Source organism: gamma proteobacterium SS-5 (assembly GCA_009497875.2).
Classification (GTDB): domain Bacteria; phylum Pseudomonadota; class Gammaproteobacteria; order Chromatiales; family Chromatiaceae; genus Magnetovirga; species Magnetovirga frankeli.
The window spans coordinates 1625607-1650716 of record CP032508.2; the positions used below are offsets into that span (position 1 = coordinate 1625607).

The 25110-nt window shown below is 62.2% G+C and carries 26 protein-coding genes and 4 tRNA genes; 15 read left to right on the forward strand and 15 right to left on the reverse strand.

The window, feature by feature from the left end; all coding sequences use genetic code 11:
* Positions 1–246 precede the first annotated feature (246 nt).
* From D5125_12815 to D5125_12825, 3 genes are all read left to right on the forward strand, one after another.
* Positions 247–1395 carry an MFS transporter gene (locus D5125_12815; GenBank protein QFY90295.1) on the forward strand — a complete coding sequence of 383 codons (1149 nt, stop codon included), beginning with the start codon at positions 247–249 and terminating at the stop codon, positions 1393–1395.
* A gap of 151 nt (positions 1396–1546) precedes the next feature.
* Positions 1547–3214, forward strand: coding sequence for a hypothetical protein (locus tag D5125_12820; protein ID QFY90296.2), 1668 nt, complete (start codon positions 1547–1549; stop codon positions 3212–3214).
* A gap of 162 nt (positions 3215–3376) precedes the next feature.
* Positions 3377–4222 (forward strand): ankyrin repeat domain-containing protein, encoded by an 846-nt coding sequence (locus D5125_12825; GenBank protein QFY90297.2) that lies wholly within the window; start codon positions 3377–3379, stop codon positions 4220–4222.
* Between the two features lie 396 nt (positions 4223–4618).
* Here D5125_12825 and D5125_12830 read toward each other — a convergent pair whose 3' ends face one another.
* Positions 4619–5359, reverse strand: a complete 741-nt coding sequence (locus tag D5125_12830) for a c-type cytochrome (GenBank protein ID QFY90298.1) — start codon at positions 5357–5359, stop codon at positions 4619–4621.
* Between the two features lie 271 nt (positions 5360–5630).
* Between D5125_12830 and leuC the strand changes: the two genes are divergently transcribed.
* The 7 genes from leuC (at position 5631) to truA (ending at position 15308) form a co-directional block, all read left to right on the forward strand.
* Positions 5631–7034 carry a 3-isopropylmalate dehydratase large subunit gene (gene leuC, locus D5125_12835; protein QFY90299.1) on the forward strand — a complete coding sequence of 468 codons (1404 nt, stop codon included), beginning with the start codon at positions 5631–5633 and terminating at the stop codon, positions 7032–7034.
* Positions 7035–7142: 108 nt separating this feature from the next.
* Positions 7143–7778 carry a 3-isopropylmalate dehydratase small subunit gene (gene leuD / locus D5125_12840; GenBank protein ID QFY90300.1) on the forward strand — a complete coding sequence of 212 codons (636 nt, stop codon included), beginning with the start codon at positions 7143–7145 and terminating at the stop codon, positions 7776–7778.
* A gap of 187 nt (positions 7779–7965) precedes the next feature.
* A complete protein-coding gene (gene leuB, locus D5125_12845) occupies positions 7966–9042 on the forward strand; it encodes a 3-isopropylmalate dehydrogenase (protein QFY90301.1) in 1077 nt (358 codons plus the stop codon).
* 116 nt (positions 9043–9158) lie between these two features.
* Positions 9159–10274, forward strand: a complete 1116-nt coding sequence (asd, locus tag D5125_12850) for an aspartate-semialdehyde dehydrogenase (protein QFY90302.1) — start codon at positions 9159–9161, stop codon at positions 10272–10274.
* A 2-nt stretch (positions 10275–10276) separates the two neighbouring features.
* On the forward strand, positions 10277–11266 hold the full coding sequence (locus D5125_12855) for a hypothetical protein (protein ID QFY90303.1): 990 nt from the start codon (positions 10277–10279) through the stop codon (positions 11264–11266).
* A 178-nt stretch (positions 11267–11444) separates the two neighbouring features.
* Positions 11445–14501, forward strand: coding sequence for a LysM peptidoglycan-binding domain-containing protein (locus D5125_12860; GenBank protein QFY90304.1), 3057 nt, complete (start codon positions 11445–11447; stop codon positions 14499–14501).
* 24 nt (positions 14502–14525) lie between these two features.
* Positions 14526–15308, forward strand: a complete 783-nt coding sequence (truA, locus tag D5125_12865; GenBank protein ID QFY90305.1) for a tRNA pseudouridine(38-40) synthase TruA — start codon at positions 14526–14528, stop codon at positions 15306–15308.
* 85 nt (positions 15309–15393) lie between these two features.
* Here the strand turns inward: truA and D5125_12870 are convergent, their stop codons facing one another.
* Complete coding sequence (locus D5125_12870) at positions 15394–15813, reverse strand: BLUF domain-containing protein (GenBank protein QFY90306.1); 420 nt, start codon at positions 15811–15813, stop codon at positions 15394–15396.
* 15 nt (positions 15814–15828) lie between these two features.
* Positions 15829–18039, reverse strand: coding sequence for a response regulator (locus D5125_12875; GenBank protein ID QFY90307.2), 2211 nt, complete (start codon positions 18037–18039; stop codon positions 15829–15831).
* Positions 18040–18195: 156 nt separating this feature from the next.
* Between D5125_12875 and D5125_12880 the strand changes: the two genes are divergently transcribed.
* The 5 genes from D5125_12880 (at position 18196) to D5125_12900 (ending at position 19118) form a co-directional block, all read left to right on the forward strand.
* Entirely contained in the window at positions 18196–18621 is a 426-nt protein-coding gene (locus tag D5125_12880; GenBank protein QFY90308.1) for a response regulator, read from the forward strand.
* 120 nt (positions 18622–18741) lie between these two features.
* Positions 18742–18818: transfer RNA gene (locus D5125_12885), tRNA-Pro, on the forward strand.
* Positions 18819–18854: 36 nt separating this feature from the next.
* Positions 18855–18931, forward strand: a tRNA-Arg gene (locus D5125_12890).
* A 31-nt stretch (positions 18932–18962) separates the two neighbouring features.
* Positions 18963–19038, forward strand: a tRNA-His gene (locus tag D5125_12895).
* A 4-nt stretch (positions 19039–19042) separates the two neighbouring features.
* Positions 19043–19118, forward strand: a tRNA-Lys gene (locus D5125_12900).
* Between the two features lie 138 nt (positions 19119–19256).
* Here D5125_12900 and D5125_12905 read toward each other — a convergent pair.
* The 12 genes from D5125_12905 to D5125_12950 form a co-directional block, all read right to left on the reverse strand.
* Positions 19257–19445, reverse strand: coding sequence for a hypothetical protein (locus D5125_12905; GenBank protein QFY90309.1), 189 nt, complete (start codon positions 19443–19445; stop codon positions 19257–19259).
* Positions 19442–19636, reverse strand: coding sequence for a hypothetical protein (locus D5125_12910; protein QFY90310.1), 195 nt, complete (start codon positions 19634–19636; stop codon positions 19442–19444). Before D5125_12910 ends, D5125_12905 begins: the two co-directional genes overlap by 4 nt.
* Positions 19633–19887, reverse strand: coding sequence for a hypothetical protein (locus tag D5125_12915; GenBank protein QFY90311.1), 255 nt, complete (start codon positions 19885–19887; stop codon positions 19633–19635). The genes D5125_12910 and D5125_12915 overlap by 4 nt, the downstream gene beginning before the upstream one ends.
* A 13-nt stretch (positions 19888–19900) precedes the next feature.
* Positions 19901–20179 carry a hypothetical protein gene (locus D5125_12920; protein ID QFY90312.2) on the reverse strand — a complete coding sequence of 93 codons (279 nt, stop codon included), beginning with the start codon at positions 20177–20179 and terminating at the stop codon, positions 19901–19903.
* Positions 20176–20421: a hypothetical protein gene (locus D5125_12925; GenBank protein QFY90313.1), complete on the reverse strand. Its 246-nt coding sequence runs from the start codon at positions 20419–20421 to the stop codon at positions 20176–20178. Before D5125_12925 ends, D5125_12920 begins: the two co-directional genes overlap by 4 nt.
* An 81-nt stretch (positions 20422–20502) precedes the next feature.
* Positions 20503–20865 carry a hypothetical protein gene (locus tag D5125_12930; GenBank protein QFY90314.1) on the reverse strand — a complete coding sequence of 121 codons (363 nt, stop codon included), beginning with the start codon at positions 20863–20865 and terminating at the stop codon, positions 20503–20505.
* Positions 20862–21395 (reverse strand): hypothetical protein, encoded by a 534-nt coding sequence (locus tag D5125_12935; GenBank protein ID QFY90315.1) that lies wholly within the window; start codon positions 21393–21395, stop codon positions 20862–20864. Before D5125_12935 ends, D5125_12930 begins: the two co-directional genes overlap by 4 nt.
* On the reverse strand, positions 21392–21751 hold the full coding sequence (locus D5125_17125) for a hypothetical protein (GenBank protein QPB72253.1): 360 nt from the start codon (positions 21749–21751) through the stop codon (positions 21392–21394). Before D5125_17125 ends, D5125_12935 begins: the two co-directional genes overlap by 4 nt.
* On the reverse strand, positions 21748–22227 hold the full coding sequence (locus D5125_12940; protein QFY90316.1) for a hypothetical protein: 480 nt from the start codon (positions 22225–22227) through the stop codon (positions 21748–21750). The genes D5125_17125 and D5125_12940 overlap by 4 nt, the downstream gene beginning before the upstream one ends.
* Before the next feature lie 168 nt (positions 22228–22395).
* Positions 22396–24585 carry an AAA family ATPase gene (locus tag D5125_12945; protein ID QFY90317.1) on the reverse strand — a complete coding sequence of 730 codons (2190 nt, stop codon included), beginning with the start codon at positions 24583–24585 and terminating at the stop codon, positions 22396–22398.
* Positions 24582–24749, reverse strand: coding sequence for a hypothetical protein (locus D5125_17130; GenBank protein QPB72254.1), 168 nt, complete (start codon positions 24747–24749; stop codon positions 24582–24584). Before D5125_17130 ends, D5125_12945 begins: the two co-directional genes overlap by 4 nt.
* A 107-nt stretch (positions 24750–24856) precedes the next feature.
* Positions 24857–25087 (reverse strand): hypothetical protein, encoded by a 231-nt coding sequence (locus tag D5125_12950; protein QFY90318.1) that lies wholly within the window; start codon positions 25085–25087, stop codon positions 24857–24859.
* Positions 25088–25110 lie beyond the last annotated feature (23 nt).

Here is a 25110-nt window from a genome sequence, read left to right on the forward strand (position 1 = left end):
AAGCGCAGAGAGCGCAAAGGATGCAGAGATAGCAGAGATAGCAGAGTTCTAAAGGTGTTCGTGATAGAAGCAAACTACAATCCTCTGCGTGCTCTGCGCTTCTTGGCGATCTCCGCGTCCTTTTGGGCCAGGCTTCGGGGGGCAAAGCAGCTTTTGGCGCAAGACAGCATCAGGCATCCCTCCTTCTTGTCTCCGGCTGAACCCCGGCAGCTGGCCGCTGGCGGCTGCTAGAGGAACCCCGGACCCATGCCCTATTGGCGCCTTTCTGGCTTTTATTTCTTCTACTTCGCCGCCCTGGGGGTGTTGGCCCCCTTCTGGGGGCTGTATCTCAAGGACCTGGGCTTTGATGCCCTGGCCATAGGCCAGCTGATGGCCATCCCCCTGGCCACCAAGATGCTGGCCCCCTATGTCTGGGGCTGGCTGGGGGATCACCTGGAGCAGCGCATGCGCATGGTGCGCCTGGGCTCGCTACTCACCGCGCTGATTTTCATTGCCGTCTTCTTTGTTGAGTCCTTCTGGCCCCTGGCCCTGGCCATGGTGCTGTTCAGCTTTTTCTGGAATGCGGTGCTGCCCCAGTTCGAGGTGATCACCTTTCGTTATCTGGGCCAGCGGGTGGCGCGCTATGCCCAGGTTCGGGTCTGGGGCTCGGTGGGCTTCATCATCGCCGTGCTGGCCCTGGGGGTGGCGGTGGATGCCCTGGGGCCGCGCATCATCCTGCCGGTGATGCTGGCCATTTACATCGGCATCTGGCTGTCTTCGTTGCTGGTGGCGGACCCGGCCCGCCGACCGCATCCGGAAGGGCAGGGGCATATACTGCGGGTGCTGCTGCGCCCCGAGGTGTTGGCGTTTTTCCTGACCTGTTTTCTGATGCAGGCCGGTCACGGCGGCTACTACGCCTTTTACTCCATCTACATGGAGGGCTTTGGCTACTCCAAGACCCTGATCGGCGGGCTCTGGGCCCTGGGGGTGGTCGCCGAGGTGGTGGTGTTCATCTTCATGCACCAGCTGCTGGAGCGCTTCGGTGCCCGCCAGGTGCTGCTGGCCAGCTTCTTTCTCGCCGCCCTGCGCTGGCTGCTGGTGGGGCTGTTCCCCCAATCACTGGCGCTGATGCTGCTGGCGCAGCTGCTGCATGCGGCCACCTTTGGCACCTTTCACGCCGCCGCCATCCATCTGGTTCACCACCACTTTGTCGGCAAACACCAGGGTCGCGGGCAGGCCCTGTACAGCAGTATCAGCTTTGGTGCCGGCGGGGCCCTGGGCAGCCTGTTTGCCGGCATCATGTGGGAGGGGCTGGGCCCGCTGCTGACCTTTCTGGCCTCCAGCCTGGTCTCCCTGCTGGCGCTGGCCATTGCCTGGGTTTGGGTAAGGGATGAAGAGCGCAATGAGTTATCCTAACACCCATGGAGCGGACAGCCAGCCCCAACATGAAGGCTTTCCTGGTCGCTCCGGGGCTTGGGGTTGCTAATATATAACTCATTGAAAAATTTATGATCTCTATATCTCTGTGGCCTAACTTAACTGAGCGATTGAGGGTTGTAGTTCAGCCATGAGCCGCCTTTGCCCGTCTCGCCCCTGGTTGCCCCTGTCCCGGCTGGCGCTGCTGTGCCTGCTGTTGATGTCGTTGGCACCGCTATGGGCGGCCGCAGCCCAGGATGCCCTGCCTACCCTGCACAATCTGGTGCAGCTGCGTCAGACCCTGCAAACAGAGCTGGATCAGCTGAGAGGGGCCCTGGCCGCCGCCGAGTCGGACACCGAAAAGGCGGAGCTGCGCAAGCGCCTGGCCAGCGTGCAGCAGGACCTGCGTACCACCCAGAACAACTTTGAGGATCTGGCCGCCGGGGTCCGGCTGGCCCGGCTGAAGGGGGAGGCGGAGGAGCCATTCAATCTGCAGCAGGAACTGCTGGCCCTGCTGCGCCCGGCGCTGGAAGAGATGAAGTCCATGACCAGCCAGATGCGCAAGAAGGCCGACCTGAAGGAGCGCATCGCCCAGTACAGCCAGCAATTGCCGCAGATTCACCAGGCCCTGGGGCAGATCCAGGAACTGCGAGATGGGGCCGGGGACGAGGCGCTGCGCCAGGCCCTGGATGCCCTGGCCGAGGCCTGGCGCACCCAACAGGCCCTGTTGGAGAGCGAGTTGCAGTCGGCGCAATTTCAGCTGCAAAGTATTCTGCAGCAGGAGGTCTCGCTCACCGAGGCCTCGCAGAATTACCTGAAAAACTTCTTCCAGAAGCGTGGCCTGTACCTGGGCATGGCCCTGTTGCTGGTGCTGGGTATTGCCCTGCTATCGCGCCTCAATCATTACCTGTTGCGCCGCCTGGTGCCCGGATTTACCCGGCCACAGCGCAGTTTCCGGGTGCGCTTGATCGAGCTGATCCACCTAGTCGGCACCCTGCTGCTGATGGTGCTGGGGCCGATTCTGGTGTTCTACCTGGTGGAGGACTGGGTGCTGTTGAGCATCGCCATCCTGATCCTGCTCGCCCTGGCCCTGACCCTGCGCCACACCCTGCCCAGCTATGTGCAGCAGATCCAGCTGTTTCTGAATATAGGCACGGTGCGCGAGGGGGAGCGCTTGCAGCTGGATGGTCTGCCCTGGCAGGTCAAGCGCATCAATGTCTTCTGTACCCTGGTCAATCCCGATGCCAACCTGACCCAGCGCCTGCATATCGACAAGCTGGTGGGCATGCGCTCGCGGCCCTATCAGGCGGGGGATCCCTGGTTTCCCTGTCGGCAGGGTGATTGGGTGATCCTCAGGGATGGCGTGCGTGGCCAGGTGATGGGCATCAGCGAGGAGTTGGTGCTGCTGCAGGAGCGCGGCGGTGCCTGGCTGACCTACGCCACCCTGGATTTCATTGCCGCCAGCCCGCGCAACATCTCCCAGGGGTTTCGCCTGAAAGAGGTCATCGGCCTGAGCTATGGGCTGCAAAGGGCGGTGATTGGCGACATCCCAGGGCAGTTGCTGGCCTATCTGCGCCAGCGCCTGGAACAGGAGGGCTATGCCCCCAGCCTGCGTGATCTCAAGGTGGAGCTGGGCCTGGCCAACAGTTCCTCGCTGGATCTGGTGATGATTGCCGACTTCAGCGGCGATGTGGCCGAGCTGTACGGCCGCCTGCGTCGTGTCCTGCAGCGCCTGGCCATAGAGGCCTGCGCCCAACAGGGCTGGGAGATCCCCTTCCCGCAGTTGCAGCTGCATGGACTGGCCGATAAAAGACCTTGATGGCGCTATTGGTTTGGTGGCAGGCCATGGAGTTGTGACATAATAGCCGCCGACCGTCCATACTCTATTTGCGAAAGGGGTGCCATGAAAATTCGACTATTGGCGATGCTTTTCTCATGCCTGGTGGCGCTTCCTGTTACGGCCGGGGAGGCAGACAAGTCCTTGTTGCTGGCTGCGGCCGCCGATGACATGGAGGCAGTACAGCAGGCCCTGCAGGCCGGTGCCGATGTCAACGCCCTGGGCCGCTTTGGCAATACCCCCCTGATCCTGGCGGTGGAGAACGGCAACTTCATCATGGCCGCCGATCTGCTCGCCCATGGGGCGAATGTCAACCACGTCGCCGATGCCGGCACCACGGCCATCACCGCCTCTGCCGAGTACGGTCATATTGAGATCATGGCCATGCTGTTGGAGCGCGGTGCCAAGCTGGACGTGCAGACCCGCGAAGGCTGGAACGCCCTGATGATCAGCGCCGACCACGGCCTGATCGACATGGTGGAGCAATTGCTCTACAAGGGCATGGACCCCGAGGTGACCGACCGCAAGGGCAGGACTGCCCTGCAACACGCCGCGCTCAAGGGGCATCCGGACATAGTCGCCATGCTGGCGGAAAAGGGCAATGCCAAGCTGGACGTGAAAGACGCAGAGGGAGCCACGGCGCTGATGCTGGCCACGGATGCGCGCTACCCCGAGGTGGTGGATGTGTTGCTGGGGGCGGGTGCCAACCCCAACCTGACCGACCCCGACGGGGCCACCGCCCTGCACTGGGCTGCGGGCGTGGGTAGCCGAAGCATCTCCAAGGCCCTGTTGGACAAGGGTGCCAGCCTGGATCAGGCCGACGCCCAGGGCAACACGCCGCTGATGGAGGCCATAACCGCCGGCTACAGCGAGCTGGTGGCCTTCCTGTTGCACAAGGGTGCCGACCCCGATCTGCGTAACAAGGCGGGCAAATCGGCCCGCGACCTGGCCCAGCAGGCCGGCGGCAAGATAGCCGCCTTGTTTAACTAGCCTAACGGACACGGAGCGGACAGCGCCACCCCGGAACATGAAACATCTCTTGGCGGCTCCGGGACTCGGGACTCACGAGATGCCACGGATGTTTCACAGTAAGGGACCGATAGCTGACACTCAGCACAGGCGGAAACAAGATAAAGGGCGCAAAGGACGCAGAGTTGGCGGAACAATCCTGATTACCCATCCATCTCCGCTCGGCTGGACGCGGACTGGGGTGGGAAATCGGCTCTGCCGGGTGACGTCGCGCAGCAAGCTGCCCTCCCACAAGGCTTCATCCGCTTCAGACTCGAAAATTGCCCAGGATGTTCACAGTAGCGGCTTAGCCCTTCATTATTTCCCTAGCGATATCTGCATGTTGAGATTGCGCTGAACAACTTCAGCGGCAGACTGTCAACGCCCGTGATGGCGGATGAACTGCTCCCGGTGGAAATTGGGGAAGTCCGGGTTGGTCCAGCCCTCTTTGGCCTGCTTTTGCGCCGGTGGCGGCAGGCGTGAGCTGTAGTCCATCACCAGCATGATATCGCGCGGGTGCATGTAGCGGATCTGCTCCTGCATCTTCTTGTCGGCGTTGCGCCTCAGGCCACGGCGAATCCATTCGAACTGGCGCTGCAGGTAGTTGAAATGCTGCCCGTACAGGGCAGGGATGTGATACACATAGTTGCCCTCGCCCTCATAGCCGTGGCACTCCGCGCACTCCTTGTTATACACCACCTTGCCCCGTTCCAGGTCGATGCCCGGCCCCTTGCCATTGTTCGGCGTCATCGGCAGTTGGGCGATGTAGGCGGCAATATCCGCAATGGCCTGGGCATCGGGCAACACCCGGAAACCGGTGAAGGGCCGCATGGTCGGGTTATCGCGGTTACCGGCACGGATATCGGCCAGTTGCTTGATCAGCACGCTGGGCAGTTGGCCGGCAATCTGCGGATAGGTGCCGGCCTGATTGCCCCAGCCCTCGGGGCCGTGGCAGACCACGCAGGTACGGTAGTAGTCACGCCCCCGCTCCACATCCCCCTGGAGTTTGATCGCCTCCTCATACTCATGGGGCTCTGCCGCCTGAACGGTACCGCTCAGGACCAAGGTGGCCAGGCCAATGCCCAGGCCGATACCGAGTTTGTATGCAATGCCGCTCATAATGCCCCCTCAGCTTTGTGTGTGTTCGGAAAAGATTATCCTAAATTCGGCGGTTAAGCCACAGAGATGCAGACAAGCCGGGGGCCTGGAAAGCTGAGCGATCAGCGACAGGGGCCGAATGCCTGCCTGCGCCAACCCCAGGGGCAGCAAGACAAAGGGTCAATTGCGCCATGGGTGGAGAAAAGCCAGGCCCATCCATGGTATCTTGTTGCGCCTGTCAGGGCAGGCGTGGGGCCTGTCAGGGCCAACAATCCATTGATAACGGCGGCAGATGAACGCAAAGACCCTCTACGACAAACTCTGGGACAGCCACCTGGTGCGGGAAGATGCCGATGGCACCGCGCTGATCTACATCGATCGTCAGTTGGTGCACGAGGTAACCTCGCCGCAGGCCTTTGAGGGTCTGCGCCTGGCCGGGCGCAAGCCCTGGCGGGTGGAGGCCAATCTGGCCACGCCGGATCACAACGTCCCCACCACCGACCGCAGCGAGGGTATCGCCGATCCCATCTCGCGCCTGCAGGTGGACACCCTGGACAAAAATTGCGACCACTTCGGCATCACCGAGTTCAAGATGGACGACATCCGTCAGGGCATAGTCCATGTTGTCGGCCCGGAACAGGGCGCCACACTGCCGGGCATGACCGTGGTCTGCGGCGACTCGCACACCTCCACCCACGGCGCCTTTGGTGCCCTGGCCCACGGCATAGGTACCTCCGAGGTGGAGCATGTGCTGGCCACCCAGTGCCTGATCCAGAAAAAATCCAAGGCGATGCAGGTGCGCGTCGAGGGCCAGGTGGGTCCGGGCGTCACCGCCAAGGACATCGCCCTGGCCATCATCGGCGAGATCGGCACCGCCGGCGGCACCGGCTACGCCATCGAGTTCGCCGGCCAGGCGATCAGGGACCTGAGCATGGAAGGCCGCATGACCCTGTGCAACATGGCCATAGAGGCCGGAGCCCGCGCCGGTTTTGTCGCCGTGGATGACAAGACGATTGAGTACGTCAAGGGACGCCCCTACGCCCCCAAGGCCGAGCACTGGCAGCAGGCGGTGGCCTGGTGGAAGACATTGCACTCGGACCCCGGCGCTCAGTTTGACCGCGTGGTGACACTCCAGGCCGCCGACATCGCCCCGCAGGTGACCTGGGGCACCTCGCCGGAGATGGTGGTGGCGGTGACCGAGCGGGTGCCGGACCCAGATACCGAGGCCGATCCGGTCAAGGCCGAGGGCATGCGCCGGGCGCTGGCCTACATGGGCCTGGAGGCGAACACGCCGATCAGCGAGATCCGCCTGGACAAGATCTTCATCGGCTCCTGCACCAACTCCCGCATCGAAGACCTGCGTGCCGCCGCTGAGCTGGTCAAGGGGCGCAAGCTGGCGGCCAATATCCAGCAGGCACTGGTGGTGCCGGGCTCGGGTCTGGTCAAGCAGCAGGCGGAGCGGGAAGGGCTGGATCGGATCTTTCGCGCTGCCGGCTTCGAATGGCGCGAACCGGGCTGCTCCATGTGCCTGGCGATGAACGCCGACCGGCTGGGCGAGGGCGAGCGCTGCGCCTCCACCTCCAACCGCAACTTCGAGGGACGCCAGGGCAAGGGCGGCCGCACCCACCTGGTCAGCCCCGCCATGGCCGCCGCCGCGGCGATTGCCGGGCATTTTGTCGATGTAAGAGATTTTTAGGACGCAGAGGACGCAGAGGAGCGCAAAGCACGCAGAGTATTTCAATTTTCTCTGCGCTCTCTGCGTCTTCTCCGCGCACTCTGCGTCCCTCTGTCCTGAGGAGATTACATGCAGAAATTCGAGACCTTTGAATCGGTGGTCTGTCCGCTGGATCGCTCCAACGTGGACACCGATGCCATCATCCCCAAGCAGTTTTTGAAGTCGATCAAGCGCTCGGGCTTTGGCCCCAACCTGTTCGACGAATGGCGCTACCTGGATCAGGGCGAGCCGGGCATGGACAACAGCCAGCGGCCGCTGAATACGAACTTTGTCCTCAACGACCCGCGCTATGCCGGGGCGCGGATCTTGCTGGCGCGGGAGAACTTCGGCTGCGGCTCCTCCCGCGAGCACGCGCCCTGGGCCCTGCTGGATCATGGCTTTCAGGTGATCATCGCCCCCAGCTTTGCCGACATCTTTTTCAACAACTGCTTCAAGAACGGCATCCTGCCCATCGCACTGCCCGCCGAACAGGTGGACGGCCTGTTCCGCCGGGCCATGGGCGCCGAGGCGCTGAAGCTGACCGTGGACCTGCAGGCCCAGCAATTGCGCTATGCCGACGAGAGCCTGGGCTTCGAGGTGGACAGCTTCCGCAAGCACTGCCTGCTGGAAGGGCTGGACGACATCGGCCTGACCCTGCAACATACCGACGCCATTCGCGCCTACGAGGCCAAACGCCAACAGCAGGCCCCCTGGTTGTTTGGTTGATTTGTTTGGACGCAGAGGACGCTGAGAAGACGCAGAGGGCGCAGAGAGAATGTAAATTTCTTCGCGTGGGTGATTTTTGTTGGCCGCAGAGTTTACAGAGAAAAACAGAGCACGCAGATGAATAAAAAATCTCTGTGTCCTTTGCGCTTCTTTGCGCTCTCTGCGTCCCTGTCTTTCAGGAATACAGATGACTAAGAAAATTTTGGTGTTGCCCGGGGACGGCATAGGTCCCGAGATTGTTGCCGAGGCGGTGAAGGTGCTGGAGGCCCTGCGCCAGCGCCATGGCCTGGATGTGGAGCTGGAGCATGGACTGGTGGGTGGCGCGGCCATCGATGCCACCGGCGGGCCCTTGCCGGCGGAAACTCTGGAACAAGCCAAGGCGGCCGATGCCGTGCTGCTGGGTGCTGTGGGCGGTCCCAAGTGGGAGTCGCTGGACATCGGCATCCGCCCGGAAAAGGGCCTGCTGGGTCTGCGTGCTGGCCTGGACCTGTTCGCCAACCTGCGCCCGGCGATTCTGTATCCGCAACTGGCCGGTGCCTCCAGCCTCAAGGCGGAGATCGTCGCCGGGCTGGATATCATGATTGTGCGCGAGCTGACCGGCGGCATCTACTTCGGCCAGCCGCGCGGCATCCGCACCCTGGACAACGGCGAGCGTCAGGGCTTCAATACCCTGGTCTATGCCGAGCACGAGATCGAGCGCATTGTCCGCGTCGCCTGCGACATCGCCCGCAAGCGCGGTGGCCGGGTCTGCTCGGTGGACAAGGCCAACGTGCTGGAATGCACCGAACTCTGGCGCGAGGTGGCGACCCGGGTGGTGAGCCAGGACTATGTCGATATCCAACTCAGCCACATGTACGTGGACAACGCCGCCATGCAGCTGGTGAAGTGGCCCAAGCAGTTCGACGTCATGGTCACCAGCAACATGTTTGGCGACATCCTCTCCGATGCCGCCGCCATGCTTACCGGCTCCATCGGCATGCTGCCCTCGGCCTCGCTCAACGCCGAAGGTCGCGGCATGTACGAGCCGATCCACGGCTCGGCGCCGGATATCGCCGGCCAGGGCGTGGCCAACCCACTGGCGACCATTCTCTCGGTGGCGATGATGCTGCGCTATTCGCTCGATGAACCGGCCCTGGCCGAGCGTATCGAGCAGGCGGTGAATCAGGTGCTGGATCAAGGCCTGCGCACGCCGGATATCCTGTCCGAGGGCATGACCCAAGTGAACTGCGCCGCCATGGGCGACGCGGTAGTGGCTTTTGTTTGAATCTAGGGACGCAGAGGGCGCGGAGAAGACGCAGAGCACGCGGAGGGTACTAAAAATTCTCTGCGTGCTTTGCGCTTCTTTGCGTCCTCTGCGTCCTGACTTTTGAGGTTATCCAAATGAAACGAGTAGGTATTGTCGGCTGGCGTGGCATGGTGGGTTCGGTGCTGATGGAGCGCATGTTGGCGGAGAAGGACTTTGATCTGATCGAAGAACCGGTGTTTTTCACCACCTCCCAGCTGGGTCAGGCGGGGCCGGAGATCGGCAAGCCGGTGCCGGCGCTGCGGGATGCCAACGACATCGAGGCACTGCAGCAGATGGATGTGATCCTCAGCTGCCAGGGCGGCGATTACACCAAGGCGGTGTATGGCCCGCTGCGCGCTGCCGGTTGGGATGGCTACTGGATCGACGCCGCCTCCAGCCTGCGTATGCAGGATGACAGCATCATAGTGCTGGACCCGGTCAACCGGGACGTGATCAAGCAGGGGCTGAGTCAGGGCATCAAGAGCTATGTCGGCGGCAACTGCACCGTGAGCCTGATGCTGATGGCTATAGGCGGCCTGTTCCGCGCTGATCTGGTGGACTGGGTCAGTGCCATGACCTATCAGGCCGCCTCTGGTGCCGGGGCCAAGAACATGCGTGAGCTGATCAGCCAGATGGGGGCCATTCACGCCGCCGTTCAGGCAGAGATCGACGACCCCGCCGGGGCCATCCTGGAGATCGACCGCAAGGTGGCAGAGAGCCTGCGCTCGGCCGACTTCCCCAGTGATAACTTCGGTGCCCCCTTGGCCGGCAGCCTGCTGCCCTGGATCGACGTCGCCCTGGAGAATGGTCAAAGCAAGGAGGAATGGAAGGGCTTTGCCGAGACCAACAAGATCCTCGGCCGCAGCGACCGGCCCATCCCCATCGACGGCACCTGCGTGCGCGTGGGTGCCATGCGCTGCCACAGCCAGGGCCTGACCATCAAACTCAAGCAAGACCTGCCCCTGGACGAGATCGAGGGCCTGATTGCCGAGGCCAACGACTGGGTGCGGCTGATCCCCAACCAGCGTGACCTCAGCCTGCACGAGCTGACCCCCACCCAGGTCACCGGTACCTTGCAGGTGCCGGTGGGCCGCCTGCGCAAGATGAATCTGGGGCCTGAGTATCTGAATGCCTTCACCGTCGGCGACCAGCTGCTCTGGGGCGCGGCCGAACCCCTGCGGCGCATGTTGCGCATCCTGCTGGAGGCCTGAGCTTGGGCCAGGGCATAGCACTGGCGGTGCTCGGGGCGGCCGGGCTGAATGGTGAAAACCTGCTGCAGCTGTTGGCGGAAAGCAGCCTCGCCTACCGCAGCCTGCGCCTGCTGGACGACGATAGCCAGCTGGGCCGCAAGCTATCGGTTGGGGATGCCCTGCTGCCCCTGGAGACCTACCCCCAGGCGGAGTTTCATGACATCGACCTGGTGCTTGCCTGTGAACCGCCCACGGCCGAGCTGGTGCAACGCATCGGCGAGCAGGGTGCCAGCCTGATCGCCCCCGCATCCGCCCTGAGCGGGGCGCAGCCCCTGGTGGCCGAGCTGAATCTGGGCCGAGTGTCGCCGCGCAAGGGCGATGCCCTGGCCCTGCCACCGGCCGAGGCCTGCATCATGGCCCGGCTGCTCAGCCCCCTGCACGATGAGCTGGGCCTGCACGCCGTACACAGTCATTGGGTGCGCAGTGTCGGCCTGCAAGGCCGCGCCGCCCTGCAGGCCCTGGCCGGCGAGACGGTGCAATTGCTCAACGGCAAGCGGCCCAAGCCCGGTCCCTTCCCCCAGCCCATCGCCTTCAACCTGCTAAGCCTGGACAGCCGCTCCCAAGAGCAGGACCTGCGCCATCTCTGGGCCAGTCTGTGGGGCGATAATTACTTGATTTTGTCCATCAATTCTGTCCTGGCCCCGCTCTTTTTTGGTGATATAGTCAGCATCTCCATGGTCATCGAACAGCCCAGCAATAGGGCTGAGATAGGCCAATTGCTGGCATCTGTGGAGGACCTGAGCCTGCACGCGGAAGACGAGACAGGCACCTTGACAACGGCCGACAGCAAGGACGGCCGGGCCATGCGCCTGGGCCACTTGCGGCAGACCGATGCGGAGGGGCGCTGCTTCAGTTTTCAGATAGCGCTGGATGCAGCACGGGATGGGTTTGCCCGAAACCTCTTGAAGGTGGCAGATAATTTGGCAAAAAATCTATTCATAAGCTATAGTTAGCGCGTCAAATTAAATTAATTTGTAGGTTGTTGTTGCTTGATTGTGTTATCTGGTAGAAAATCACCTGGCCGGACCGCCCTGGGCGGGCCTGTCTGGTTAGCCAGGCAGCAGCAAAAAGATTCAACCGTATCAATCCAATAGCTAGATCCATCTACAGCGGATGCAATGGGAGTAGGGCATGACTCGAAGACCGATCCTCGCACTGGCCGTAGCGGCGGCACTCCATCCACTTGGGGCCGGTGCTGTTGGCGTGGGCGACATCACGATCTATTCGGCGCTGAACGAGGTACTCAACGCCCAGATCAGCCTGCACAAGGTGGACGAGGCCGAGATCGACAATCTCAGCGTCTCCCTTGCCTCCAGCGAGGCCTTCGCCAAGGCCGGACTGGAACGGCCCTACTACTTGACGGACCTGAAATTCAGCACCCGTCTGGGGGCCGATGGCAAGCCGCTGATTCAGGTCATGAGCCGCAACCCCATTCGTGAACCCTTTCTCAACTTCCTGGTCGAGGTCAACTGGCCACGGGGCAAGGTGATGCGCGAATTCACCCTGTTGCTGGACCCGCCCAGCACCTTCAAACGACCGCCACCCCCGCTGCAGGCGGTGCAGAGCCAGGCCCAGCCCATACCCCTTGAGGTCAGGAGGCCAGCGGTAAATTTTACCCCGCCACCGGCAACGGAATACCGGGTTGAGGCCAATGATACCCTCTGGAGCATAGCCCAGCGCTATCGCCCGGAGGGGGTCAGCATTCAGGAAATGCTGATGGCCATTTACCGCAGTAACCCCCACGCCTTTGCCCGCAACAACATGAATCTGCTGCTGGCCGGCCGCAGCCTGAAGATACCTGGGGCCGAGGCCCTGGCGAGCAGCAATGAACAGGAGGCCCGCCGTGCCTATCAGGCCAGGCTGGAGGCCGACAGCGCAGGCCTGGCCGATGGCGTCACCCAGCCCCAGCCGATAGACGCCCGTGGCGAACTGACCCCGCCGCCAGAGCAGATGGATCGGCTGGAGATCGTCACCCCCAGCGCAGAGACCGCCGAAGAAGGTACCGAAGACTTTGAACGCGGCGCGATGAACCGCCTGGAACGGGACCTGTTGCTGGCGCGGGAACTCAACGAAAAGGTCAGCGCCGAGAACAACGAACTGCAACAGCGCCTGCAGCGGCTGGAATCCCAGTTGATGGACCTGGAACGCCTGCTCAAACTCAAGAGCGACAGCGCCGCCCAGGTGCAGGAACAACTGGCCGAGGCCGAGCCGCAGCAGCCGCCGACAGCGCAGGAGTCCGCGCCGGAATCGGTCGCGGAACAGGTTGAGGCGCAGGAGCAGGCCCCAGAGTCTGCTCCAGAGCCCGCCCCAGAAGCCGACCCGGCAGAGGTCCAGGACCAGACCGCACAGCCAGCCAGCGGGCCCGAACCGGCCCCGCAGCCGGATGCCCAGCCGATCAGCGAGGCCCCTGCCGAACCGCCTGAGCAGCCCGCCACCGAGGCCCCGGCAGATACCCAACAGGCGGAACCCCCGCCGCAAACCCAGCCTCAGCCCGCCGCCCAATCCGGCCTGCTGGACATGCTATTGGGCAACCCCCTGCTGCTGCCCGCTGCCGGTGGGCTGCTGATCCTGCTCTTGCTGCTGCTGTTTGTGCAGTCCCGGCGCAAGGGCAAGGAAGAACCCCAGGCCCAAGCGGAGCAGGCCAGCCACCTGGCGGATCAGGACGATGTGCCCAGCTTTGAAGACATCATCGGCGACGAGGCAGAGATCGGCGATATCGAGGCCGACGAGGAGGCCCCCCAATCCTCCCTGCTGCTCGACTTCACCCCCAGCGAACTGGAAGGTCTGGGTTCGGACACCGAGATCGACCCCGTCTCCGAGGCCGATGTCTATGTCGCCTACGGCCGCTACAACCAGGCCCTTGACCTGCTGCGCGAGGGCATGGAAAACAGCCCCGAGCGCAGCGATATCAAGGTCAAGCTGCTTGAGGTACTGCATGCGGCGGGCGAGCGTGAGGAATTCCTGCGTCAGGTCGCTCAGTTCGCCAACGAGGGCCTGGCCAAAAAGGACCCCACAGGCTGGGCGCGGGTCAGCAATCTGGGCCGACAGCTCGACCCGGATCATCCCCTGTTTGTGGGTACCGCAACCGCCGCAGTCGCTACGGCGGCAGCCGCCGCCAGCGGGCCTGAAGCCGATGCTCAGAAAATCGACCTCAGTAAGGCCCAGCAGCCCGAGACCGAGACCCTGGAGATTAGCCCCCCAGAGGAAGAGCTACAGCAGCTGGATCTGAGTCAGGAGGCACAGGATCTGCCTGAGGAAGAGATCTCCATCGAGCCGGTCAGCGGTCCCGACCAGGAATCCGGTTTCGGCGATGACCTGCTGGACCTGGATGAGCTGGACATCCCGGAGCTGGACCTGGATCAAAGCCCCACTGGACAGGACATCGACCAGATCCAGGTTGAGCAGACCCAGGACCAGCCAGAACCCGCCGAGCCAGAACCGGTTGAGCCAGAAGCTATTGACCTGGAGGAGCTGGAGCTGGCCGCGCTGGAGCAAAGCGTGGACGAAATGATCGGCAGCGAAGAGGAAGAGCCGGTTCTGGGGCGCGATGCCGACAGGGACGAGCCGCAGGAGCCTATCATCGACCTGAGCAACGAGGAAGACCTGCAGGCCCTGAAGGAGATAGAGGCCCTCAGCGGCACCCAGGACGCCGACCCCGGCGAGGGCATATTCAAGGCCAGCGACGAAGGCTCCCTGGATGCGCTTGAGGCGGAACTGTCGCAGGCAACCGAGGGCCTGTCGGATCAGCCCCAGGCCGAGCCGACGTCCGCCAGCGAGGATGCCGAGCTGGACTCCTTCCTGGACGACCTGGGCGAGGGACTGGAGGCCGACAACGCCGATCTGGACCTGGAATCCGAGCTGTCCGACCTGGACCTGGAGCTATCCTCTGGCGACCAGGGGGTGGATCTGGAATCCGAACTGGCCGAGCTGGACAAAGAGCTGGCCCCCCGCGAGGACATAGATCAGCAACTGGCCGCCAACGGCGGCGAACTGGATCAGGGGCTGGAAGGGCTCGACCTGCTGGATGACAGCGGGGAGGATCACAACCAGACCAAGCTGGAACTGGCCGAGGCCTATGTGGATATGGGCGATCCCGACGGTGCCCGCGCCATTCTGGAAGAGGTTCTGGCAGAGGGCTCAGCGGCACAAAAGAACCAGGCCAACGACCTGATCGCCAAGCTGGGTTGATCTGCCCCGTCGCCTTCTCCCCCAGTGAGAATCGCCTTAGGCATAGAATACGACGGCTCTGCCTTCCATGGCTGGCAGACCCAGCAGGCCGGGGTACGCAGCGTCCAGCATGAACTGGAGCAGGCCCTGGGCCAGGTGGCCGCGCAGCCGGTCAGGGTGCAATGCGCCGGGCGTACCGACACCGGCGTCCACGCCTCGGGCCAGGTGGTGCACTTCGACACCCAGGCCCAGCGTCCGATGCGCTCCTGGATCCTCGGCGGCAACGTGCATCTGCCCTACGACGCCAACATCACCTGGGCGCAGGAGGTCAGCGAGGGCTTTCACGCCCGCTTCAGCGCCACCGGCCGCCACTACCGCTACGTCATCGCCAACCGCCCAACCCGCTCGGCCCTGATGAGTCGGCGTGTGGTCTGGGTCCACCAACCGCTGGATGCCGAGGCCATGCACCGCGCCGCCCAGCACCTGCAAGGGATGCACGACTTCAGCTCCTACCGGGCCCTGGCCTGTCAGGCAAAGAGCCCGCAGCGCGAGCTGCGCCGTATCGGCGTGCGCCGCCAGGGCAACCTCATCCTCATCGATCTCTACGCCAACGCCTTCCTGCATCACATGGTGCGCAACATCGCCGGGGTGCTCATCGCCATCGGCAGGGGGGAGCAGGCGGAGGACTGGAGCCGAGAGATCCTGGAGCGCCGCGACCGCCGCCAGGGCGGCGTCACCGCACCGCCCCAGGGGCTCTATCTCACCCAGGTGGAGTACCCGACCGAATACGCCATCCCCGAACCCGCACCGCTGGACCTGTTTGGCTGACCCCGGCGCAGTAGGAACATCCTAACGATCATGGGGCACCCCCACGCAGATGAGGGGTCGCCCCGTGATGGTGGGCGTAAAGCCCCTACATCATCTCCTTGAACTGGTAGATCATATCCACCAAGGCATTGGATTTTTTGCTGAACTCCTCTGCCTCCATATTCCGGTCGAGCAGGGCGCAGTAGCCCTCCAGCTGCTCTTTGTCCACTGCCGAATCCACATGTCGGTAGCCCATCGACCATTGGCCGAAGTTGCGTTCCTGGATCGGCCCCTGACTGAGCACCAGGGGCGAGCGGTGCAGGGGGTTTTTGGCGATATGCTGATAGATGTCCAGCACGTTTTTCTCCTCGCCCTCCAGCACCTGAAAGAAGCGCCCGCCGGAGTAGAGCAGGATGCCGGTCACCCCCAGCTTGCGGTTGTTGCGGCGTGAGATATCGAGGATGTGCAACAGCTCCTGCTCACTGATCGGGCGCGTGGCGGTGCTGACATAAACGAGACTGATCATGGCGTTACCTTGCAGCTAAGGGTCCTGGGCGAATGGGGTTTGGTCGCCCTGGCGCTGCTCGATCTGGAGCAGGGATTGGATCAGCTCCTCCAGCGGCGGCCCGAGCGCAGCCTGTTGGTCCGATTTTAATAGACCCTCCACCGCCTTGGCCTGCTCGGTCAGTTGCGGGAAGCCAAAGGTGCCGCCGTTGCCCTTGAGGGTATGCACCGTCTGCCGCAGGCCGGGCCAATCGGCAGCGGCCAGTTGCCGTTGCAGCAGGCCGCGTTTCTGCGCCAGATTGGCGACGAACATCGCCCTGGCCTCCTGCATGGGGTCTTGCTCCGGCGCGGCAGGCGGTGCATCTCCACCGGGTTTGAGGTGTTGGCGCAGGGCCAGGAACAATTGCTGGCGCTCGATGGGCTTGACCAGAAACCCGCTGCAACCGGCCTCCTGGAGCTGATCCCGGTGGCTTTGCATGACATTGGCGGTCAGGGCATAGATGGGCGCGTCGTTGCCCAGTTGGCGCAGCATACGGGTGGCCTCTATGCCGTTGAGATTGGGCATCTGCATGTCCATCAGGATCAGATCGAAGCTGTCCCCCATGGCCCGCTCGAAGGCCTGCTGACCATCCTCGGCCCCCACCGCCTCGGCCCCGGTGGAGCGCACCAGGCCCTCAACCAGGTGACGGATCTCCGGGGTGTCATCGGCAACCAGCACCCGGCCTTGCAGGCTGGGCATCTGGCTGGCGCTGGTCTCTTCCTGAGGTGCGTCGGCGGCAAGCTCAGAGCAGGCCATCTCCAGGCTGAAGCCGAAGCGGCTGCCTTCGCCCTCGCGGCTGCTTACCTGGATCTGGCCGCCCATCAGTTCCACCAGTTGCTGGGAGATGAACAGCCCCAGGCCGGTGCCGCCAAAGCGCCGGGAGATGCCATTGTCGGCCTGCTCGAAGGGCCGGAACAGGCGCTGTATCACCGCCTCGGACATGCCGATGCCGGTATCGGTGACGCTGAAATCAAGCCGTACCCTGTGTTCAGGCAGGCTGTGATAGCGCAGTTCCAGCACCACGCTGCCGCCCTTGCTGAATTTGACCGCGTTGCCCACCAGGTTGATCAATACCTGGCGCAGGCGGTTGCCATCGGAGATCAACTGTCTGGCCGCAGCCGGGTGGTCGGACTGGCTGATCAGGCGCAAGTCAACCCGGTCGTCACGGGCGCGCACCCGAAAGATGTCGATTACATCACGCAGCAACTGTTGCAGGTTGAAGGGGTTGTAGTCGATGGTGAAGTTGCCGGATTCGATCTTGGATAGATCGAGGATATCGTTGATCAGCGACAGCAAGGAATCCCCGGCCACCCGTATATGCTCCAGCTGCGCCCGCTGTTCGCTATTCCGCAGGGCATGACTGAGCACCTCGCTGTAGCCCAGGATACTGGTCAGGGGGGTGCGCAGCTCGTGGCTCATGGTGGCCAGGAAGCGGTCCTTGCTGCGCATGGCCTCCTCCAGCTCCGCCTGCACCTGCTTCAATTCGGTGATGTCGGTACGGATGGAGACATAGCGCTCCGGACCCTGGTCACCGATGAAGGGCGCGATGGTGGCCCGCACCCAATAGGTACGGCCATCCTTGGTGCGGTTCATGATTTCGCCGTGCCAGGTCTTGCCGCTGCCGATGGTCTGCCACAGGTCGCGGTAAAAGGACTCGGGGTGATGGCCGGACTTGATGATGCGGTGGTTCTTGCCGATCAGCTCGCTGCGGGTGAAACCGCTGGTCTGGCAAAAGGCATCATTCACCTCGATGATGTTGCCCTCGGCGTCGGACATGCTGACAATGGCGTGCTGGTCCAGGGCATATTTGAAGAAATGCAGCTCGTAGATGGTCTTCAGGCTGATCTCATTGGCCTGCCGGGTACGCTGGCGGGCATCCTGCAGATGCCTCTGCAACTGCACGGCGGCGCGGCCCAGCCGCTGTAGCTCGTTCGCGCTGTCCGGGTCAAACGTCGGAGGCTTGCCGTAATCGCCCGCATCCAGCCGCTGCAGCAGCTGGGTGATCTGCTCCAGACTGCGCAGATTACTGCGTGCCAGCAGGTAGGATAGAAACAGCGCAGGCAACAGGCCCAGCAGGATGATCGGCCAGGCCAGGCCTTGATCAAGCAGCAAGGCCAGGCCCAGGGCAAGCAGCAAGGGCAGGGCGCTCAGCCCCAACAGGGTCAGGGTCTTGCGTCGCAACAGCCAGTGGTTCAGGGATACATTCAAGGGGTGCACTTCGCTGCCGGGGTCAGTGGTGCCATTCTAACGCGATTGCGCAGGGCCGTCGCGCCGGGTGCGAACCTTGTTCGGATAGGGCCGCACAGGTAAACTCGCAACCGGTTATGGCAAGATTGAAGGCCAGTTTTGGCAGGAATTATTGATATGCTCGATGACAAAGAAGGTAACGAAGGCAGGCCCCTGGTCAGCGTGGCCCTGGCGGATGACGACTCCAGCACGCGCTATCTGCTGCAAAGCCTGCTGAACCGAAACGGTTGCAAGGTGATGGCCGCCAAGGCCGATGGCACCGGCCTGATGGACGCCTACCAGCACCTGCGCGCAATCAATCGGGCACCGGACATCATCCTGCTGGATATCTCCATGCCCGGCGCAATGAACGGCATCGACGTGCTCAAGGCCATCCTGGAGATCGACCCCAATGCCTTCGTCATCATGATCAGCGGCGAGACCGATGCCGAGGTGGTCAAGGAGGTCATCGCCTCCGGTGCCTCCGGCTTCATCGTCAAGCCCTTCACCGTAGGCCGCATCCGCGACATGATCCAAAGCTATCGGAAAAAGGCCGGGCTATGATCGCGCACAGGGGCAGCGGCCAGGCCTCAGCGACCCGCCTGCGCTAGCGGGTATAGTATTTGACCTGTCCCTGTCATGCGCGTATTATTCCGCTCCTGCTACGGCAGGTGCATCGCGCAACGGGGCATAGCGCAGTCTGGTAGCGCGCCTGCTTTGGGAGCAGGATGTCGGGGGTTCGAATCCCTCTGCCCCGACCAATCGCCTTTCTCCAGTAAAGCAGAAATCAAGAACATGCGCCCGTAGCTCAGCCGGATAGAGCAACGGCCTTCTAAGCCGTGGGTCGCAGGTTCGAGTCCTGCCGGGCGCGCCAGAGACGCCTGCAAACCAAGTACCCTTTTATGGTGGGTGTAGCTCAGTTGGTAGAGCCCCGGATTGTGATTCCGGTCGTCGTGGGTTCGAGTCCCATCATCCACCCCATATCGGGCCATTAGCTCAGCTGGTAGAGCAGTGGACTCTTAATCCATTGGTCGTAGGTTCGAACCCTACATGGCCCACCAATAAAAACAAAGGCTTACGCTGATTTTTAAGACCGCCAATTGGCGGTTTTTTTCTTCAGACAACCTCCAGACAACCACAGAACAAAAAACCCGGCGCAGTGGCCGGGCTTGGTGGTCGGCATGAAATCCATGCCAACGTCAGGTGGTGGTCTGTCCATACTCGCGCCGGATGGTGAGTGCTCGCTGCCCCTCCCGCCGGGCCTGGGCTTCCGCCTCGGCTATCGCGGCGGCCACTTCGTCGGGCGTGCCCTGGGGGATGCGGACTATTTCAATCTTCACGTCCTTGCTTGCCAGCTTATCCAATCGGCGCGATAGGGTGGTGCTCATGTCAGCGTCTCCTGAACGTGCTCAACCAGGATCGCCACCACGTCATAGCCCTGGGCTTCCAGGGCGGCCTGCTCGGCTCTGAACGCCACCAGGGGTGCCGGGTCGCTGGCGTTATAGCAGGTCAGCACCTTGCGGCCTTTGCGGGTCTGCCGGATTCGGTCTAGGCGGTTGCGTAGGCTGGCGGTGCTCATTGGCGGTTCTCCAGATCGATAATGCGTTGCTCAAGTTCGTCGGTGCGGATCGCTTCGAGCAGGGTCCGCAAGACAAATGCGCCGGTTCTGACCTTGCTCTCCTCCGTCTCATCGTTCATCAGTCGGGCATAGAGTGCGGCCAGTTCGCGCCGGACACCTCGGCTCGTGGTGAGGCGGTATCGCTTGGGGGCCGATTTGCTGGGTAGCCATTGCCCTTCAAGGGGTTGATCGGCGCTTTCGTTGCCATTCATGCCGTTGATGGGTTCAGGTGTAGAGCTTCATTCTGGTACAGCACGCACTAGCCATTGCCTTTGCCCCTGATTCCTTCCGCAGCCTATCCAGGGCCTTGCCGATGCCGTCATGAATCGCCTTGAGGCGCGATAGCTCGCCTTCCAAGCGCGCCAGCATCCGCTGGCCTTGGTCATGCCCTGCCCATGCTCTGGCGCTGGCCAGATCGGCCTTGATGCGCCCGAGCAGCTGTGTTGCGGTGTTGAGTATGTCCCGCAGTTTGGTAATGGATTGGCGTTGCTCTGGTGTCATCATGACTCCAGTCGGCGCAACAGGGCCTCTTGCTGCTGCTTGAGCCCTTCCATGGCCTCCAGCACCTCGGACAGGCTGTTGCGGGTGGCCTTAATGTACTGACAGCCACTTGAGGCAGCTTTGGCGACGTTCGTCATCGTCTGCTTGAGCAATGCCAGATCGGCGTCAGACACTTTGGGGTCTGGCTTGGCAGCTTCGGCTGTCATCTGAATCAACAGTTCATTCATCATTTGGGGTTTAATCATGTCTCATGTTCTCTATTGGGGGTGAATAGGTGCCCGGCTGTAACCCGAGGCGAAAACAGCCGGGCCGCTTCCGAGTCGCCACTAGGAAGCGTTTTCTGCATCGCTGAGCAGGCGATAAATCTGTCGCTCGGTGTACCGGGCTTGATAGGTGAATTTCCGGGAGATTTCTTGAACCGTCATGCCTCTGCGCCGCATGGCCAGGATGTCGCGCTGGCGCTTGCGCCGGAGCCGCCAAAGCTCGGCAGGCACCGCAATACTGCTGCCGCCAGCCCATGCTGAAAGCTTCTCAGCCGCCTCTTGCCCGAGTTGCTGTATCAACTCACGGCCAGCGGAATTGTCGAGCGTTGCAGGCACATACAGGCTGATACCGCCTGACCATTCGACCAGGCTGAGATAGGCATCCCTGCCGATAACCTCATCGATCAGATTTGCCGGATCACTCATCGGCTAGGGCTCGGTGATGGGGGGAGCGTTGCCCTGGCGGCTGCCATAGCATCGGCAATGAGCGCGTCGTACTCCTGCCCATGTCGCCAATGCCAGGGGGAAAACTCTATAAACTCGCTTGCACCGCCGGTTATCTCAGCGACGGCGTACAGCTTGGCCAGGATCGGGAGCGCCGATGCGTTGGCTTCAACCATGAGCTCAGCCCAAAGCGCCTCAAGCGCCTTGCCCCAGTCGGCATCGGCTTTGCGGTCTGCCTGCCGATAGGCCGCTTCCTGGGTTGCCTTTATCTGCTCCAGCCCTGCCAGGGATTCCACGGTGATGTCCCGCTCATCTTCCAGCGCCCTGATAGCGGTCTGGGCCGCCATGCCGCCCTGAATGTCGCCCTCAGCTGCCCGCTGGCGGCGTATCTCGCCCTGCTCATCGATCTGCTGGTCTATGGCCTTGAGTCGCGCCTGTGCATCGGCTATGCGGGCCTGTGTGGCCTGTAGCGTTGCCCAAGCTTCGTCTAGCTGCTTTTGGATGCCCTTCATGGGGTGGTTCCTCGGTGCCAATTGTCAGGCAATGATAGGTCAGCCGATAGGTTTTGTCTATTACAGATTTTATTCTGATTGGATTTGACTATTGCCGTGCTGATCTCCTTGATCAGTTCGCGGACCTGCTTCTGTGTCATATCCGGCTGCACCTTTGGCAGCGCCTTTCGAAAGGCGATGTCGTCGAGGCTGGCGAGGTCGGATATGGCGCGTTTGCTTGCTGGTAAACTTTCCGCAGTTGCGGAAAGTTCGTTTGCACGGCGACCAACGGATTCCCATTGGTGCAGCACAGATGATGAACACCCCAACCACTCGCACCCTTTCCTGCTGAACTCGCTTCCGCCCTGGGTGTTCATGCCGCTGTGCCGCCTACAGGTGGTGCTGGCGCTCGGGTAGCTGGCGCTGCTGGTCGCTTAGGCCGCTCTGGCAGCCTGGGACGCTGCTGGCGCTGCTGAATACCGACTACCTGATAGATCATCAGCCTAAGGTCATCAGGCGTTCCTGGGGCCAGTTGCACGCCGATGGTGCTGGGGCCTGTGGCTTCCAGGCGAATGATGCTGTCCTGAATCATCAGCCATTGCGGGTTGGCTTTGATGCGTTCAATGGTGTCCTCGCTGGTCGGCAAGTTATTGGTAGCACCAATAAGTTCCTGAGCCTCTTTGCCCGTGATGATCGGCTTATGCCGCTTGCAGAATCGCCATGTCCCGAAAGTGACGGCCTTGCCGATGATGTTGCAGCGGGCATACTGCCTGGGGGGGCGGTACTGGCAGTCTTTGCAGCGCACGGCGTTGGGGTGCTTTGGGCCGAAGGGTCTAGTGGTGGTGGTGGTCATGGATGCTTGCCTCTTCATGAATTACCAAATGTCCCGCTTGTCCCGAAACAGGGGCGGGACACGGGACACGCCTATAGGCGCGTGTCCCGGTTGTCCCGGTAAAAACCCTGTTTTGCGGGACAATGTCCCGGCTTTGTCCCGCTATGTCCCGGTGTCCCGCTTGGGGGTTCATGCGGCTTCCTCCATGTCGTCATTGGATGCCAGTTCGCCGGAGATACTGAGCGCCACGCGCCAGCCATGAGCGTTGGTCCACGGAGTTGCAGCGCAGTCGGTCAGGCGGTAGTGGTCGCCCGAGACAACGGCTAGATTGCCATTGACCAGGTCGGCGCGTGCCCGCTGAAAGGCTTTCTTCTTGGCCTCTGGCGAGTCCGCCGTGTGGCCGTCGTAGAAGATCGCGCGCCAGTCCTCCAGGTGCGCCTTGTCGCCGCCGTTCGCCCGGATCGCTTGGGCCAGGGTGTCAGCGGCATAGGTCACGCCCGGCGGCATGGGCCGCGCCTTGGTGCGAGTCGGGGTGTCGGTCAATACGGGGACCAGGGTGGTGACGGGTTCGCCGTCATCATCGGTGAATCCAAGGTCAACGCTCTGCATGGTGAAACTGACTGGCGGCCACTCGGCTTCATCCTTGCTCTTGAGGCAGGTCAGGGTGGTGGTGTCACCGTGCCGTTCTGCCGAGATGCGAAAGTCACTGTTGGCGCGCAGTTGGTAGGCTCCGGCCTCCCGGCCTTTCTCGCCGTGTCCGACATGGTGAATAACCAGGCAGGTGCAGCCGAAGGGGATGCGGGCATACTGGACCAGGTTGTTTAACAGAGCGGTGATGTCGTTGCCGTCCTTGTAGTCGCCGCCTCCGAAGTTGGTCATCAATGTGTCAACGACCAGCAGGGAGGGCGTATCGCCGCCGCTCTGCTCCACCAGGCCGGTGATTGCCTCAGACACGGTGGCGGCGGCTCTGGCGTCATAGAGGGCCGCCGGGGTTTGCGAGACATAGAACGGCAAGGGCCGGCCAATGTCGTGGTGCAGCTTCCAGCCGGTAATGCGCTTGGCGAGTCCAGCATGACCCTCGCCAGCCAGGTAGAACACGGGGCCGGGTGTCTTTACCGCCATGCCGTGATAGTCCAGCCCCCCGGCAATGGCTAGACCCATATCGAGCGCCAGGAAACTCTTGAAGGTGCCGGATTCACCAAACAGGATGCCCACGCTTTCGCTCGGCAGTACCGGCTTGATGCAATATCGCGCCGGGGTGGTTTTCAGTTCATGTTCGGGAATGAATCGAAAGGCAGGCTTGGGCGCCTGCTGGCCTTTCTGACCCTGCTCCTGGGCCTTGCCCAGCAATGCGGATATATCCACCTCAGCGGCCTGAGCCTGGGCATACTCCCGGCGCTGCACCTTATTCCAAGATTCGTTGCTGATGCTCAGCCAATTGTCTCCTGCATCGCGGATCGCGGCTTTTTCGTCATGGTCGTGAAATAGGACACAAAAGGCTGAGAAGGCGTCATGTGCGCCTCCGCCACCACCGCCGGTATAGAGGGGATCGTTCGGGCTGAGGGAATGAACGCGCCCATCTTTCACGTTGGCGCTGTAGCTGCCGGTCTCGCTGGCCGGGTGGCGAAAGCGACTGCCCTGTTGCGAGTAGTTGGCTTGGAGCAGGACGTCCTCCACCGTGTAGCTGGCGTTGAAGGCATCAATCAGGCTCTGGCCTCCGGCGCTCTGGCGCTGCTCCCGGCGCTGGCGGGCTTCCTCCCTCCGCTTGGTGGTCTCGGCCTCCTGTGCTTCGATCTGAGCGCGCATCTGCTGCACCCAAGGTGCTAGGGCCTCTGTGCTGAGAAACGGCGCTGTGCGCTCGCTGATCGCCCCATAGAATGGGCCACTGTTGGGCAGGAGGCAAAGCTGCACGGCGCCGGTGTTGGCGGTGTCGGGGGTGATGCCGTTGGCCTCAAGGATCAGGTTCAGTGCCTGCTGTGCCAGCACCCAATCAGCCGACGACAATGGCTGGTCAAGTGGAATCAGGATTCGCGCCTTCTGCCTGCCCTCGGTGGCACTCTTGCTGGTGTAAACCTCGAAACAGCACCTTGGCAATGACTGGCGCAGAACCTCAGCCGTGCGCTCAATCGGTGGCGGTTGATGATCCAGATCAGCCCACAAGTAATGGTAACTGCCGTGTGCCATCTGCTCAGCGAGGTAGCGCGCCTCTGAGGTGTTGTGGCTGCTCGGGATCAGCCATTGCCCTTGGGCTTTGTCCACGCGGGGCGGGTTGTCCACCAGATCGCGGATGTCGGCCAGGGCGACAGTCGGATAACTCTGGCCGGTACCTTTGCGGGTGAAGTGCTGTCCGTGTCCGGTGATACAAAGAGGCTCTATCATGCTGCTGCCTCCCTGCTGTTGCTGGCCACAATGAGCTCCATCTCCAGATTGCGAAGTCGGGCGATGATATTTTTTATCCGTGCTTGGTCTTTCTCACGGCGCAGTTCGAGACTCGCCAGCAGCAAGAGGCTTTTTTGTATTTTGCGAAGTTCGCTTGTACTCATTTCGGACTCCTAACAGTGGAGTCGCTGTTGCTGGTATAATAGGCGGGCCCACGCCGGGCAAAGCTATCATCTCCAGCCGGTGCAGCGGCTCGGGGGTGATGGCTTTTTTATGCGGCGGCTTTGTGTTCTTCGGCAGTATTCGCGAAGCTCGGCCCGAGCAGTTGCGTTGCCCAGTTGTCGAGGTCATCGGTGCTATAAACCACTTCGGTCTTGCTTACGCGAATAAAGCGGGGGCCTCCTCCGACTGAGCGAAGTTTGGCGAGCGTGCGGGGGGTTCTTTGGATGCCGTACTGATCTTTCAGATAGGCCGATGCGGCATCGGTGCGGTTAACTTTCATGCTGTATCACCTTTTGTAAGGCT

What these genes read in the sequence shown, in the direction of transcription:
- D5125_12915 (QFY90311.1), bottom strand. Translation starts at nt 19,887, where the DNA reads ATGAATGGCAACGAAAGCGCCGATCAACCCCTTGAAGGGCAATGGCTA.
- D5125_17130 (QPB72254.1), bottom strand. Translation starts at nt 24,749, where the DNA reads ATGAGTACAAGCGAACTTCGCAAAATACAAAAAAGCCTCTTGCTGCTG.
- D5125_12945 (QFY90317.1), bottom strand. Translation starts at nt 24,585, where the DNA reads ATGATAGAGCCTCTTTGTATCACCGGACACGGACAGCACTTCACCCGC.
- D5125_12815 (QFY90295.1), top strand. Translation starts at nt 247, where the DNA reads ATGCCCTATTGGCGCCTTTCTGGCTTTTATTTCTTCTACTTCGCCGCC.
- D5125_12940 (QFY90316.1), bottom strand. Translation starts at nt 22,227, where the DNA reads ATGACCACCACCACCACTAGACCCTTCGGCCCAAAGCACCCCAACGCC.
- asd (QFY90302.1), top strand. Translation starts at nt 9,159, where the DNA reads ATGAAACGAGTAGGTATTGTCGGCTGGCGTGGCATGGTGGGTTCGGTG.
- D5125_12935 (QFY90315.1), bottom strand. Translation starts at nt 21,395, where the DNA reads ATGAAGGGCATCCAAAAGCAGCTAGACGAAGCTTGGGCAACGCTACAG.
- D5125_12830 (QFY90298.1), bottom strand. Translation starts at nt 5,359, where the DNA reads ATGAGCGGCATTGCATACAAACTCGGTATCGGCCTGGGCATTGGCCTG.
- D5125_17125 (QPB72253.1), bottom strand. Translation starts at nt 21,751, where the DNA reads ATGAACACCCAGGGCGGAAGCGAGTTCAGCAGGAAAGGGTGCGAGTGG.
- D5125_12930 (QFY90314.1), bottom strand. Translation starts at nt 20,865, where the DNA reads ATGAGTGATCCGGCAAATCTGATCGATGAGGTTATCGGCAGGGATGCC.
- D5125_12860 (QFY90304.1), top strand. Translation starts at nt 11,445, where the DNA reads ATGACTCGAAGACCGATCCTCGCACTGGCCGTAGCGGCGGCACTCCAT.
- leuD (QFY90300.1), top strand. Translation starts at nt 7,143, where the DNA reads ATGCAGAAATTCGAGACCTTTGAATCGGTGGTCTGTCCGCTGGATCGC.
- D5125_12870 (QFY90306.1), bottom strand. Translation starts at nt 15,813, where the DNA reads ATGATCAGTCTCGTTTATGTCAGCACCGCCACGCGCCCGATCAGTGAG.
- D5125_12905 (QFY90309.1), bottom strand. Translation starts at nt 19,445, where the DNA reads ATGAGCACCACCCTATCGCGCCGATTGGATAAGCTGGCAAGCAAGGAC.
- D5125_12820 (QFY90296.2), top strand. Translation starts at nt 1,547, where the DNA reads ATGAGCCGCCTTTGCCCGTCTCGCCCCTGGTTGCCCCTGTCCCGGCTG.
- D5125_12910 (QFY90310.1), bottom strand. Translation starts at nt 19,636, where the DNA reads ATGAGCACCGCCAGCCTACGCAACCGCCTAGACCGAATCCGGCAGACC.
- D5125_12925 (QFY90313.1), bottom strand. Translation starts at nt 20,421, where the DNA reads ATGATTAAACCCCAAATGATGAATGAACTGTTGATTCAGATGACAGCC.
- D5125_12920 (QFY90312.2), bottom strand. Translation starts at nt 20,179, where the DNA reads ATGATGACACCAGAGCAACGCCAATCCATTACCAAACTGCGGGACATA.
- leuB (QFY90301.1), top strand. Translation starts at nt 7,966, where the DNA reads ATGACTAAGAAAATTTTGGTGTTGCCCGGGGACGGCATAGGTCCCGAG.
- D5125_12950 (QFY90318.1), bottom strand. Translation starts at nt 25,087, where the DNA reads ATGAAAGTTAACCGCACCGATGCCGCATCGGCCTATCTGAAAGATCAG.
- leuC (QFY90299.1), top strand. Translation starts at nt 5,631, where the DNA reads ATGAACGCAAAGACCCTCTACGACAAACTCTGGGACAGCCACCTGGTG.
- D5125_12880 (QFY90308.1), top strand. Translation starts at nt 18,196, where the DNA reads ATGCTCGATGACAAAGAAGGTAACGAAGGCAGGCCCCTGGTCAGCGTG.